At 66.1% G+C, this 12406-nt stretch carries 11 protein-coding genes; 6 read left to right on the forward strand and 5 right to left on the reverse strand.

The window, feature by feature from the left end; genetic code table 11:
- Window positions 1–11 precede the first annotated feature (11 nt).
- A complete protein-coding gene (gene shc / locus WS51_RS29430) occupies window positions 12–2066 on the forward strand; it encodes a squalene--hopene cyclase (protein ID WP_059951761.1) in 2055 nt (684 codons plus the stop codon).
- A 162-nt stretch (window positions 2067–2228) separates the two neighbouring features.
- On the opposite strand, the gene ampC is transcribed toward shc, so the two are convergent.
- The 3 genes from ampC to WS51_RS29445 form a co-directional block, all read right to left on the reverse strand.
- A complete protein-coding gene (gene ampC / locus WS51_RS29435; RefSeq protein ID WP_069230290.1) occupies window positions 2229–3398 on the reverse strand; it encodes a class C beta-lactamase in 1170 nt (389 codons plus the stop codon).
- A 183-nt stretch (window positions 3399–3581) separates the two neighbouring features.
- Window positions 3582–4394: an alpha/beta fold hydrolase gene (locus tag WS51_RS29440; RefSeq protein ID WP_059505782.1), complete on the reverse strand. Its 813-nt coding sequence runs from the start codon at window positions 4392–4394 to the stop codon at window positions 3582–3584.
- 106 nt (window positions 4395–4500) lie between these two features.
- On the reverse strand, window positions 4501–4938 hold the full coding sequence (locus tag WS51_RS29445; RefSeq protein WP_059772516.1) for a hypothetical protein: 438 nt from the start codon (window positions 4936–4938) through the stop codon (window positions 4501–4503).
- 404 nt (window positions 4939–5342) lie between these two features.
- On the opposite strand from WS51_RS29445, the gene WS51_RS33055 reads away from it, so the two are divergent.
- The 5 genes from WS51_RS33055 (at window position 5343) to WS51_RS29465 (ending at window position 9106) form a co-directional block, all read left to right on the forward strand.
- Window positions 5343–5477 carry a hypothetical protein gene (locus tag WS51_RS33055; RefSeq protein WP_006750603.1) on the forward strand — a complete coding sequence of 45 codons (135 nt, stop codon included), beginning with the start codon at window positions 5343–5345 and terminating at the stop codon, window positions 5475–5477.
- Window positions 5478–5625: 148 nt separating this feature from the next.
- Window positions 5626–6384 carry a hypothetical protein gene (locus WS51_RS29450; protein WP_155773641.1) on the forward strand — a complete coding sequence of 253 codons (759 nt, stop codon included), beginning with the start codon at window positions 5626–5628 and terminating at the stop codon, window positions 6382–6384.
- Between the two features lie 59 nt (window positions 6385–6443).
- Window positions 6444–7136, forward strand: coding sequence for a pentapeptide repeat-containing protein (locus WS51_RS29455; RefSeq protein ID WP_059845928.1), 693 nt, complete (start codon window positions 6444–6446; stop codon window positions 7134–7136).
- A 330-nt stretch (window positions 7137–7466) separates the two neighbouring features.
- Window positions 7467–7754 carry a hypothetical protein gene (locus WS51_RS29460; protein ID WP_414127607.1) on the forward strand — a complete coding sequence of 96 codons (288 nt, stop codon included), beginning with the start codon at window positions 7467–7469 and terminating at the stop codon, window positions 7752–7754.
- A 275-nt stretch (window positions 7755–8029) separates the two neighbouring features.
- A complete protein-coding gene (locus WS51_RS29465) occupies window positions 8030–9106 on the forward strand; it encodes a polyamine ABC transporter substrate-binding protein (protein ID WP_236872433.1) in 1077 nt (358 codons plus the stop codon).
- 174 nt (window positions 9107–9280) lie between these two features.
- Here the strand turns inward: WS51_RS29465 and WS51_RS29470 are convergent, their stop codons facing one another.
- The gene (locus WS51_RS29470; protein WP_069230293.1) at window positions 9281–10498 is read right to left on the reverse strand and encodes a porin; all 1218 of its coding nucleotides are present in this window, start codon (window positions 10496–10498) and stop codon (window positions 9281–9283) included.
- A gap of 69 nt (window positions 10499–10567) precedes the next feature.
- On the reverse strand, window positions 10568–12376 hold the full coding sequence (locus WS51_RS29475; RefSeq protein ID WP_060273532.1) for a tannase/feruloyl esterase family alpha/beta hydrolase: 1809 nt from the start codon (window positions 12374–12376) through the stop codon (window positions 10568–10570).
- Window positions 12377–12406: the final 30 nt, after the last annotated feature.

A 12406-nucleotide genomic window follows, 5' to 3' on the forward strand; every position in this document is an offset into this window, starting at 1 on the left:
ATCTGGATGGTATGATCCGCCGCATGAACAAACCCGCCCCCTCCCATTGGTCCGCGCTCGACACCGCGATCGCGCGCGGACGCGACGCGCTGATGCGTCTTCAGCAGCCTGACGGCAGCTGGTGTTTCGAACTCGAATCCGACGCGACGATCACCGCGGAATACATCCTGATGATGCATTTCATGGACAAGATCGACGACGCGCGCCAGGCACAGATGGCGCGCTACCTGCGCGCGATCCAGCGGCTCGACACGCATGGCGGGTGGGACCTGTACGTCGACGGCGATCCGGACGTCTCCTGCAGCGTGAAGGCGTACTTCGCGCTGAAGGCCGCCGGCGACAGCGAGCACGCGCCGCACATGGTCCGCGCGCGCGATGCGATCCTGAAGCTCGGCGGCGCCGCCCGCGCGAACGTATTCACGCGCATCCTGCTCGCGACGTTCGGACAGGTGCCGTGGCGCGCGACGCCGTTCATGCCGATCGAATTCGTGCTGTTCCCGAAGTGGGTACCGATCTCGATGTACAAGGTCGCGTACTGGGCGCGCACGACGATGGTGCCGCTGCTCGTGCTGTGCTCGCTGAAAGCGCGTGCGCGCAACCCGCGCAACATCGCGATTCCCGAACTGTTCGTCACGCCGCCCGACCAGGAACGCCAGTATTTCCCGCCTGCGCGCGGGATGCGCCGCGCGTTCCTCGTGCTCGACCGCGTGGTGCGCCATGTCGAGCCGTTGCTGCCGAAACGCCTGCGGCAGCGCGCGATCCGGCATGCGGAAGCGTGGTGCGCGGAGCGCATGAACGGCGAGGATGGCCTCGGCGGGATCTTTCCGCCGATCGTGTACAGCTATCAGATGATGGAAGTACTTGGTTATCCTGACGATCATCCGCTGCGCCGCGACTGCGAGAACGCGCTCGAGAAGCTGCTCGTCACGCGGCCTGACGGCAGCGTCTACTGCCAGCCGTGCCTTTCGCCGGTATGGGACACCGCGTGGAGCACGATGGCACTCGAACAGGCGCGCGGCGTGGCCACGCCGGAATCGGGCACACCCGCGGGCACACTGGATGAACTCGACGCGCGCATCACGCGCGCGTATGACTGGCTCGCCGAGCGCCAGGTGAACGACCTGCGCGGCGACTGGATCGAGAACGCGCCCGCCGACACGCAACCGGGTGGCTGGGCGTTCCAGTATGCGAACCCGTACTACCCGGATATCGACGACACCGCAGTCGTCACCGCGATGCTCGACCGCCGCGGGCGCGCGCATCGCAACGCGGACGGGTCGCATCCCTATGCGGCGCGCGTCGCGCGCGCGCTCGACTGGATGCGCGGGCTGCAATCGCGCAACGGCGGGTTCGCGGCTTTCGACGCGGACTGCGACCGCATGTACCTGAATGCGATCCCGTTCGCCGATCACGGCGCACTGCTCGATCCGCCGACGGAGGACGTGTCGGGCCGCGTGCTGCTGTGCTTCGGCGTCACGAAGCGCCCGGACGACCGCGCATCGCTCGCGCGCGCGATCGACTACGTGAAACGCACGCAACAACCCGACGGCAGTTGGTGGGGCCGCTGGGGCACGAACTACCTGTACGGCACGTGGAGCGTGCTGGCCGGGCTCGCGCTCGCGGGCGAGGATCCGTCGCAGCCTTACATCGCCCGCGCGCTTGCGTGGCTGCGCGCTCGCCAGCACGCGGACGGCGGCTGGGGCGAAACGAACGACAGCTACATCGACCCGGCGCTCGCCGGCACCAATGCGGGTGAAAGCACGTCGAACTGCACCGCGTGGGCACTGCTCGCGCAGATGGCATTCGGCGACTGCGAATCCGACTCGGTGAAGCGTGGCATCGCGTATCTGCAATCGGTGCAGCAGGACGACGGCTTCTGGTGGCACCGGTCGCACAATGCGCCGGGCTTTCCGCGCATCTTCTACCTGAAGTATCACGGCTATACCGCGTATTTCCCGCTGTGGGCGCTCGCGCGCTATCGGCGTCTGGCCGCAGCGTCTTCGGCCAGCGAGGCCAACGGGTCCTGCGAGCCCGCTTCCCGCACCACGGACGCCACGCCCGCCTGAGCCCGTTCTTCGGCCCGAGCACCTGCTCGGGCCGCAACGCGCCGGTACGTGACATCACGTCCGGCGCGACTGTGATCGATCGCCGCTCGTTCGTCGCGCGAGTCGCTCATCCACACTTCGCGCCGATCGTCGGCAATTGCATGCGGGCCGCGACGGCGCACGTTACGGCTTACCGTGCAGCGACGCGACGATCCGGTACGCAGTCTTCACGCGATCCTCGATCGGGAAGCTGCGGTTCGCGAGCATCACGATCGCGATTCGCTTCGCGGGAACGAACGCGACATAGGTGCTGAAGCCGTTCGTCGATCCCGTCTTGTTGATCCACGTGTCCGGGCGCGGCGCAAGCGGCGGCTCGAGTTGAGTCGCAGGCGTCGCGTCGTAGAGCATCGGCGGCGCATTCCCCGCGAGCAGCGTCGGCAACGCGACGGGATACGGATACTGTTCCCAGATCAGGTCCTGCGTGAGCGGGCCCGCCCGGAAATAGCCGGTATGCGTGCGTTCGAGCGCGCGTTGCAGCCGCGGCGACGTCTCGACGAGACCCATGCTCGCCTGCACGAAGCGCAGCAGGTCGGCCGCCGTCGTCCTGACGCCGTACGCCGGTTGCCACAGCATGCCGCCCGTCATCCGGATCGGCTTGCCATCTTGCGCATAACCCTGCGCGTAGTCGCCCTGGCGAGCGGCGGGCACGTCGATGTAGGTGTGCGTCATCCCGAGCGCGGGGAACAGCCGCTGTTCCATCAGCACCGTGAAGTCTTCGTGCATCGCCTTCGCGGTGAGAATGCCAAGCATCCCGATCGCGACGTTGGAATACGTGCGACGCGTGCCCGGCGCGTATGCGGGCCGCCATGCGGCGAGATAACGCATCAGGTCCGCGTCGTCGCGGATGCTGTCCGGCACCTGCAGCGGCATTCCACCGGGCGTATGCGTGCCGAGATTGAGCAGCGTGACGGCACCGAACGGCTTGCCCTGCAGCGCCGGCAGGTATTTTCCGGCTCGGTCCGCGAGCGACAGTTCGCCGCCTTCCTGTGCGTCCGCCGCAAGCGTCGCGGTGAGCGTCTTGCTGACCGAGCCGATCTCGAACAGCGTGTCGGCGGTCACGGGCGCGCGGGTTTGCGTCGACATCACGCCGTAGTCGAACACATAGGGCTTGCCGTCCGCCACGACGCCGATCGCCATGCCGGGAATGGCGAACCGTTTCATCAGCGGCGCGACGTGGCGCGTCACCGTGTCGTGGATCTCTTCCTGCGTGGCGGCGGCCGCGCGGCCGGCCGTGGCGGCGGCGCACGCGGCGACGAACAAGGTCGCGGCAATGCGGATCGCGTTGAATCGCATGATTGCGGTTCCTTCGATTTCTTGATGGTTGCGTGGACAACAGGTTCGCCCGCGCCGCGCCCTTCGCGGCAGCCGGCCTGTCGAAGCAGGACTATCCGCCGCCTGCCGCTTGCCAACAATCGATGAAATTTTGCGCGAGCCTAAAGAAAATCTTATGCGGCATGTGAACCGGCGATGCGAACGTCAGTCCGGCAGCCGGTCGAGAAACGCCAGCATCGCGGCGTTGAAGCGCGCGGGCCGTTGCAGCGGCGCGAAGTGGCTCACGCCCGGAAGGATCGTCAGCGTCGCGCCCGGAATCGTGCGTGCGAGATACGCCGCGTGTTCGGGACGGATGAACTCGTCGTGCTCGCCCTGCACGATCGCGACCGGCACGCCGATCGCCGCGAGGTCGGCCGCACTGTAATCCGGTTGCGTGCGCATCATTTCGCTGACGGCCGCAACGAACGCATCGAACTCGCCCGGCGTCGCGGACAACCGCGCGTAGTCCTTGCGGTGCCGCGCGAAGCAGCGGTCGATCAGCGGGCTCGGCGCCATCTCCTTCGTGCCGCCCGGATCCATGTTGCATGCGAAGAAGAACACGCCGGCAGCACGCTCCGGCGCGCGGGCGGCCAGCACGAGCGACACGCACGCCCCGTCGCTCCAGCCGACGAAGCGTGCGCGCCCGATGCGCAGCGCATCGAGCACGGCGAGCACGTCGCCGGCCATGCGTTCGTAGGAATAAGGGCGATCGTCGCGCGTGCTGCGGCCGTGGCCGCGGCTGTCGATCACGATCGCCCGATAGCCGGCCTCGAGCAGCGCCGGCACCTGGTTGCCCCAGTTGCCGCCATGGCCGAGGCCGCCGTGCAGCAGCACGACCGGCAGCCCATGGCCGAACGACGCGTGCCAGATGCGCGCGCCGTCGTGGTCCAGCCATCCTTCGGTGTCGGCCGCCGGCAGCGGCGTGCCGCCCTGCGCGTCGAAACGGGCGAGATCGTCGTCGGCGTATTCCGCATTCATCGTCCTGCCGTCCTTTCGAGGGAGACGAGCTTCGGATTGTAATGCGCGGATGGCGTGCCGGGACGCGTGCGCGCACCGCGTTGCGGGACGATACGGCGCCGTGCCGTCAGGCCTGCGTCGACACCAGCCCGCCGGACGTCGAGCCGCCCGACTTCTGGATCGCCTGGGCAAGCTGGGCGATCGCCGTCGACAGCGCGGCGGAGATCGTGCTGGCTTCCGCGCTCAGCGTCTGCTGCTCGATCGCCGCGGCCGGGTCGCTCTTCGCGCGCTGCGCGGCGCCCGCCATTTGCTGCTGCAGCTGCGCGAGCTGTTTCTGCAGACGCTCGATGAGTTGCTTGAGCTGCTTGACCGCGGGATCCTCGCCCGAGGATCCCGACGCGCCCACCGTCTGCCCCGCGCCATCGGCCGGCGTGGCACCGTTCGTCGGCGACGAAGCGGTGGACGTCGCCGTCGATGCGGCACCGGTGCCGGTGCCGGACGCGCTGGCATTCGCATTGCCGGCGGCCAGCGAAGTTTGCGGGGCGGAAGAAAGATCGATCTGCATCGTGTTGGTCCGTAATGAGCGTGCAACCCGAATAGGTTGAACAGGCAAATACCTTGCAACCGGTTTACGGTATTCGTCGGATAAAACTTTAGGCCCGTCCTCCGAAGCGGCTTGAGCGACGCCCGTGCCGTGGCTGACGTGCGCCGACCGTCGATTGTCGCGAAGGGGCCGGATTGCCTGACCGGCGACGCTGGTAAAATCGTCGGCTGGCCTGCCGCCGCGGCACAACGGCGGCTTCCGGCAAGGCCTGCACGGGCTCCAACCCGGCGCAGGCGCGTGCCCGGTCAGGCTCGCCATGCGATGCCCTCCGGCGCAGCCGGAGAGCGGGCCCGACGCCCACATCGGCATGACGACGCGCCGACTTCGGCGCGCCCCCCTTCATCACGCATTTCGAGGAACTCACGATGGCCCGCATCGGCGCCTTCTGCCTGACCACGTGGCTCGCGGCCGCGATTCTCTATTTCGGCCAGCATTCGGTCGCGATGATTGCGCTCAGCGGCGTGGTCGTGTTCGGCGGATTCGATCTGCTGCGCCCGTAGCAATGACGGCGCTCGCGCCGGACGCGATCTCGCCACCACACTGAAAAAGCACCGACCGGCACGCGGTGACGGAGCGTAAGATGCTTGGTCGGAATCGTCATCCGCGCGCCGCGCGAACGCGGCAACTACCCGATCAGGCCATCCGACCATGAAACAAGGCATTTTCGTCGCCACTCCCGCCTACGGCGGCATGTGCTACCTGCCCTACGTGAACGGGCTGCTGGAGCTTCAGCGTGCGTGCCTGGACGCCGGCCTCGCGTTCGAATACTTCTACCTGAGCGGCACCGCATTGTTGCATCAGCAACGAAACGTCGCGGTGGAGCGCTTCCTGCAGAGCGGCCTGTCGCACATGATGTTCATCGATGCGGACATCGGCTTTCGCGGCAGCGACGTGATCCGGATGTTCGAACAGCAGCACGATGTGATGCTCGGGCTGTATCCGTCCAAGAGCATCAACTGGGCCGCAGTCGCCGACGCCGCGCGCGCCGATCCGTCGGCGCCGCCCGAGCGGCTCGCGTTGTTCAGCGCCGATTACAGCCAGACCGTGTATGCGATGGACGGTGCAGCGTCCCGGATCCAGCTCGATTCGGTTTCCGAAGTCCATTCGGGCGGCGCCGGCCTGATGATGATCGCGCACGGCGTATTCGAGAAGATGGCGCAAGCCTTTCCCGAAACGAAGGTGCAGTTCCCGTCGAGCTATCGAGGCCTGTCGCCGAATTCCACAACCATGTACGAACACTTCGAATTCCTGAGGGAGCCCGACGGACGCTCGCTGTCGGAGGATCTGTCTTTCTGCAGGAAGTGGCGGATGTGCGGCGGCAAGCTGTATGCATGTTCGTGGTTCAAGACCGTTCACGTGGGCGTTCATCTCCATGAAGGCAACCTCCCCGCGTTGCTCGGCCGATGAGCCGCGAGCCCGAATGGCCGATATCGGGCACGAAACCTTCAACCCACGCTGAATTCCCCATGGCACCCTGCGGAATTTCCGTCTCCGGCCGAACGCTCGATCGCGCCGACCTGCTGCTTCTCGTCGAAAGCTCGCCCGCGCCGATTCATCTCGAGGACTGCGATCTCGAAGGCGCGGACCTGTCGCGGCTCGATTTGCGCGGCCTGCGATTCGAGCGTTGCGCGCTCGCGGAAGCGTCGTTCGTCGGCGCGACGCTCGCGCGGACCGAGTGGATTCGTTGCCGCGCGCGCCAGGCAAGCTTCGCGTCGGCCGATCTCGAAGATGCGCAGTTTCAGTCCTGCGATCTCAACAACACGAGTTGGCGCCGCAGCAAGCTGAGCTCGGCACGCTTCGATGAATGCCGGCTCACCGGTGCCGACTTCGAGGAATGCAAGTCGCTCGGCATCGCGTTCTCGAACACGCTGCTGGTGGGAGCGAGCCTGCGCCGTTTCTCGTTTCGGAAGACGCGGCTCGTGGCGCTCGATTTCTCGGATGCCGATCTCGCCGGCACGGATTTTCGCGACGCCGTGTTCGAAGGCGGCAGCCTGCGCAACGCGCATCTGGCCGACGTGCGCTTCGACGGCGCCGACCTGCGCGACGTGGACCTCGGCGGCACGCCCAGGCTGCTCGCGTCGGGCGTGCTGCGCGGCGCGACCATCTCGTATGACCAGGCCGCGATGCTGATCGAGAATCTCGGGATCCGGGTCGCTTGACCATTGCTTGCGCCGTTGTTCGCGTCGCGGCCGCTATTCGGGAGCGCACTCACGTGCCGCGCATGTCGCTCATGCCGCCGGCAATCCGTCGAATATTCTCATCACTTCGGCGACACGCCGACCGACACGGGCACGCGCGGCCCGTGTTCTCACCCTCGCCTTCCGGTTCCATCGGCACGCGAATCACTAGGGAAAATCCGGAGACATCCTTACAGCGATTTACCTGATGATTCACAGGAACGCCATGTTTCGGCGATTTCGCTTTGCAGAATGCTTTCGTTTTGCTTGACGGCCGCGGTGCCACTAACCGGCAGCCGCGACGAGCGAAGCGTGAAACGACAAGCGCCCGCGCATCGCGAGGTGTTCAATACTTTCAACAACCGGTCGAGAGTAATCGTGAGAATCCGTGGCCCGCTGGTGCGGTGGAGACGAGGCGATGCGCGCAATGTGCGTGTCGCGATCTCATCCGCCGACGACAGTGACCGCCGGCAGAGTCCTCGCCTGCATCTGTCGATCTATACCATCCTGTCCCGCCGTTCCGTCCGCCGTCACAACTCCGTCGCCGCACGCGCGTTCGTCGCGATCCATACCGACGACGTGGCGTCGCTCCTGCCTTAGCGCGTCCACTTCATTCCCTTCGACCAGCGCATCGCCTCGCGTGGCTCGCGACGCGATCGGCGCGCGCTTTGTGTCCGAGCGATTCGCTTCGCAGCCCGAATGAACTCGTGATGGTCATGCATCGTCGGCGCCCGTTTCGTGCGCCGGCCGGTTTCACACGTCCGTCCCCTGAACCGAGACGCGACGACTCGCCAGCCGCCGAGCGCCGCGTCCCCCGATACGGAAAACACGCCATGCAACTCCGCACCTTCCGCCGCACCATCGCCACCGCCGCCATGATGTCCGTCGCGTGCATTGCCACCTTCGGCGCCATGCACGCCCGGGCAGCCGGCGAACTGAACATCTACAACTGGTCCGACTACATCGCGCCGGACACGATCCCGAATTTCCAGAAGCAGACCGGCCTGCACGTGCGCTACGACAACTACGACAGCGACGACACGCTGCAGGCGAAGCTGCTGTCGGGCAACTCCGGCTACGACATCGTCGTGCCGACGTCGAACTACATGGCCAAGCAGATCCAGGCGAACGTCTACCAGCCACTGGACAAGACGAAGCTGCCGAACCTGGCGCACCTCGATCCGCTGTTGATGAAGATGGTCGCCGACGCCGATCCCGGCAACCGGTACGGCGTGCCGTGGGCTTATGGCACCGACGGCATCGGCTACAACGTGCAGGCCGTGAAGAAGGCGCTCGGCGACAAAGCGCCGGTCGACAGCTGGGCGCTGGTGTTCGACCCGGCCAACATGGCGAAGTTGAAGAGTTGCGGCGTATCGTTCCTGGATCAGGCGGTCGACGTGTTCGCCGCGACACTGCAGTACATGGGCAAGGACCCGAACAGCACGAATCCGGCCGATTACCGCGCCGCATACGAAGTGCTGAAGAAGGTGCGCCCGTACATCACGCAGTTCAATTCGTCGGGTTACATCAACGATCTCGCGAACAACGACCTGTGCGTGTCGTTCGGCTATTCCGGCGACGTCGGCATCGCGCATCGCCGGGCGGCGGAAGCAAAGCGTCCGTATGAGATCCGCTTCGCGAATCCGAAGGAAGGCGGGCTGCTGTGGTTCGACATGATGGTGATCCCGAAGGATGCACCGAATCGCGACGCCGCGCTGAAGTGGATCAACTACCTGCAGGACCCGAAGGTCAACGCGGCGATCACCAACGCGGTGTTCTACCCGACCGCGAACAAGGCCGCGCGCCAGTTCGTGAAGCCCGCGATCGCACGCGATCCGTCGGTCTATCCGGCAGACGAGGTGCTGAGCAAGATGACGCTGCTCAAACCGATGCCGCCCGAGATTCGCCGTCTCCAGAACCGGTTGTGGGCGCAACTGAAGACCGGACGCTGAGGCGGCGGCGCCGGTCGGACGACGGAGCGACGGGCGCGGCTTGTCCGAGCCGGCCGTTGCAGGGCCGCTCGCCGCTGCCGTGCACGGGCGACCGCGCGTTCGCTCCGACCGCCGGTGACGGCGGCCATACGCGCTGCACCGGCGTATGGCCGCCCGGCCTGCATGATGCACCGGTCAGAACCGGTGAATGATCCCCGCGCCGAACGCGAACTGATTGCCGGTCGACGACGGTGCGGAGTTGAAGCCGTCACCCAGTGTCGCCGTCGCGTCGACGACGCTGCCCGCGCCGCTCGTGCCGAGCGTCTTTCCCTTCGCATGCTGATACGCTTCGAGCAGGTAAAGGCCCGTACGCTTCGACAGCGAGTAGTACTGCGACAGGTTGAACTGATGATACTGCGCGCTGTCGGTGATACCGTTCGCCTCGGTCGCGCGCGTGTACGCATAGCCCGCACCGAAATCCCACACCGCCGAAGGCTTCCAGTGCAGCACCGCGCCGGCCGTGTTGAAGATCGCGGTATCGAAGAACTTCGATGCCGAGCCCGGGATGTATTCGGTGTTGGTATACGTGGCCGTCGCATCCCATGCATCACTGAACCGGTAGCTGAGGCCAACGGCGAACCGCTGCTGCGCCTTCGCGGTCTGGTAGCCATTCGTCAGCGCCGACACGCCGATCTGTGAACCGCCGTTCGATGTCGTCGAACTCGCGCCCCACGTGCCACCGGCCGTGTTCGAGTTGTTCACGCGCTCGAACGCGACGCCGACGCCGAGCGGGCCGGCCGCGTACTGGATGCCGGTCGCCCACGTCGATCCTGCGTTCGTGCTCCCGGCCACGCCGCCGAGCGAATACGAACCGCTCAGCGTCAGGCCGTACCATTTCGGCGACGTGTACTCGAGCGTGTTGTTCGCGCGGTAGATCGTGTCGAGCCCGTCGACGTCGCCCGGGTGCGCGCCGTAATAGCCGGTGACCCACGTGGTCGGGCTGAACGGCGACATCGTCTGGTAGTACGACGCGTATTGCCGGCCCGCCGTGAGCGTACCGTAAGTCGCATTCGTCAGCCCGACCCACGCCTGCCGCCCGAACATCGCATCGGTGTACTGCATCGCCCCCGTGCCGGAGTTGAAACCCGATTCGAGCGTGAAGATCGCCTTCGTGCCGCCACCGAGGTCTTCCGCGCCCTTGAGGCCGAAACGGCTGCCGGCCCACACCCCCTGGTTCATCCTGACGACCGACTTGCCACCGCTCGTCGAGCCGAGCGTCGTCGCATTGCTCTGGTAGCCGATCCCGTTATCGACGATCCCGTACAGCGTGACGCTGCTCTGCGCGAACGCCGGCGCAACGGCCGTCATCGCGGCACCGAACGTCAGCGCCACGCGTATTGCCTGCTTGTTCATCAATCAGTCTCCTTCCTTGCCTCGTTGAGTGGTTAATGTGTTATCGGGGCGGAGCCTGGCGTCATCGGATCAAGGACGATATGCACGCCAGCCGTTACCGCCCTTGCAAACGAGTTGCGAACCCTGGATCTGGCACTGCGCCTCATACCCGGGCGAGTACAGCCATTCGCCAGCCCAGCGCAGGTCGACGTACGGGTCGGCATTCGGCGTATCGGCGACGAAACTGGCCGCATCGTCGGTGCTGCCGCTGCCCGTGTAGCGTGCGGTGGCCGGATACGGGAACACAGGGCGCGTGCGCGTCGTGTTGCCGTTCGTATCGACGATCGACGCGACGATCCTGCCCGGGGTCGCGTCCGTCTCGGTCCACGCCATCAGCGGCGAGAGGATATCGAACACGTTCGGCCCCTGTCCGCCGCCGCAGTGCGCGACACCCGGGAACAGATAGAAGCGCGCGAAGCGATCAACCTTCGCATCGCCCATGTAGCGCTTCATCGCTTCGTAGTATTCGATGCTCGAACGCGGCGAGATGTGCTGATCCTCCAGACCGTGCCACAGCAGCAGCTTGCCGCCACGGCCGGCGAAGCGGCTCAGGTCCGGATCGGTCGCGGCCAGGTAGTTCGACACCGGCACCGTCTTGGCGAATGCATCGAGCGTGAACTTGAGGTCGGCGATCGTCGCCGACGGGTACGACGCGTTGTAGTAGTCGAGATAGCGGAGGAACGGCAGCACGAAACCGATCGTGCCGCTCTGCGCGGTGGCGGTCGCCGGGACGAACAGCGTCCAGTTCAGCTCCGAGCCCCATTCACGCGATACGAAAGGTTCGAGACGCATGCCGTCCGCCGCCGTCGCGCCGTCATGAATCCGGCGCACCACGTCTGCTTCCTGCGACGTCAGGCAGGTCGCAGTCGATTGCCCCTGTGCGCAGACGATCGTCGCGGGATCGAAACGGCACGCACGCGGATTGTCGATCACGCCATCGACCACGCCGTCCAGACCGTCGCATGCCTTCAGCACGGCCGCGTGCAGCATCGGCAGCTTGCCGGCGAGCAGGATTGCGTTGCCCGTCTTCGGGTCCGTGTTGACCGCGTTCGGCCACGCATGATGGAACGTGTTCTGCACGATCAGGTCGTTGGCGGGTGCGCCGGCGGCAATGCCGTCGAAGTCGTCGGGGAAGCGCTGCGCCTCCATCAGCGCCTCGCGGCCGCCGTCCGAGCAGCCGTCGAAGTAGGCGTAGCGGGCGGGCCGCGCATAGAACTTGCCGATGATCGCTTTTGCCACTTGCGCGGTCGCATGTTCGGCGCGGTACGCGAAGTCGAGCTTCGCTTTTGGGTCGAGCGCCCACGAGCCGTCGTTGCCACCTTCGTGGCCCATGTCGGTCGCGGCCATCGCGATCGTTCCGTTCGTCACCGGCACGCAGGTCGACGCCATCGGCGCATTGACGGACAGGTTCCCGCACAAGCCACCGCAGCCCGTCTGCAGATAGCGTTGCGTCCAGCCTTGCGTCGGCAACTGCAATTCAAACAGCGACGCGCCCGGGCCGATCGTGCCTTTCACGTCGCAGACGGGCGCGGGTAGTGTATTGTTGCCGACGACCGTGCCGGCCGGCAGCAGCACCGCCGACGTGATCGTGACGGTACCGTCGGTCACGCCGCTCAGGTCGAGTGCCGCGACCGACGGGCACGACATCGCCGGCATCACCGCCGGAAGATTTGCAAGGCCGCCGGTGCTCGCGGCATTTGCCACGTTGGGCCAGCCGGTCAGCGCAGCGCACAACCACACGACGCCGATCGCCAGCACCCTGGCCAGCACATCGCACCTGTTGCGCGCCGTGCGATGCCGAGCGCGCACCATCCACCCTGCCCTGCCGTTCGTCTGCATGCCTGTCTCCTGTCGTTGTTTGCTATGTCG

The sequence above is a fragment of the Burkholderia territorii genome (assembly GCF_001718335.1).
In the GTDB taxonomy this organism is placed as follows: Bacteria; Pseudomonadota; Gammaproteobacteria; order Burkholderiales; family Burkholderiaceae; genus Burkholderia; species Burkholderia territorii.

Excerpts from the sequence above, each read along its gene's own strand:
- shc (WP_059951761.1), top strand. The coding sequence starts at position 12 with ATGATCCGCCGCATGAACAAACCCGCCCCCTCCCATTGGTCCGCGCTC.
- WS51_RS29455 (WP_059845928.1), top strand. The coding sequence starts at position 6,444 with ATGGCACCCTGCGGAATTTCCGTCTCCGGCCGAACGCTCGATCGCGCC.
- WS51_RS29470 (WP_069230293.1), bottom strand. The coding sequence starts at position 10,498 with ATGAACAAGCAGGCAATACGCGTGGCGCTGACGTTCGGTGCCGCGATG.
- ampC (WP_069230290.1), bottom strand. The coding sequence starts at position 3,398 with ATGCGATTCAACGCGATCCGCATTGCCGCGACCTTGTTCGTCGCCGCG.
- WS51_RS29450 (WP_155773641.1), top strand. The coding sequence starts at position 5,626 with ATGAAACAAGGCATTTTCGTCGCCACTCCCGCCTACGGCGGCATGTGC.
- WS51_RS29440 (WP_059505782.1), bottom strand. The coding sequence starts at position 4,394 with ATGAATGCGGAATACGCCGACGACGATCTCGCCCGTTTCGACGCGCAG.
- WS51_RS29475 (WP_060273532.1), bottom strand. The coding sequence starts at position 12,376 with ATGCAGACGAACGGCAGGGCAGGGTGGATGGTGCGCGCTCGGCATCGC.
- WS51_RS33055 (WP_006750603.1), top strand. The coding sequence starts at position 5,343 with ATGGCCCGCATCGGCGCCTTCTGCCTGACCACGTGGCTCGCGGCCGCG.
- WS51_RS29465 (WP_236872433.1), top strand. The coding sequence starts at position 8,030 with ATGATGTCCGTCGCGTGCATTGCCACCTTCGGCGCCATGCACGCCCGG.
- WS51_RS29445 (WP_059772516.1), bottom strand. The coding sequence starts at position 4,938 with ATGCAGATCGATCTTTCTTCCGCCCCGCAAACTTCGCTGGCCGCCGGC.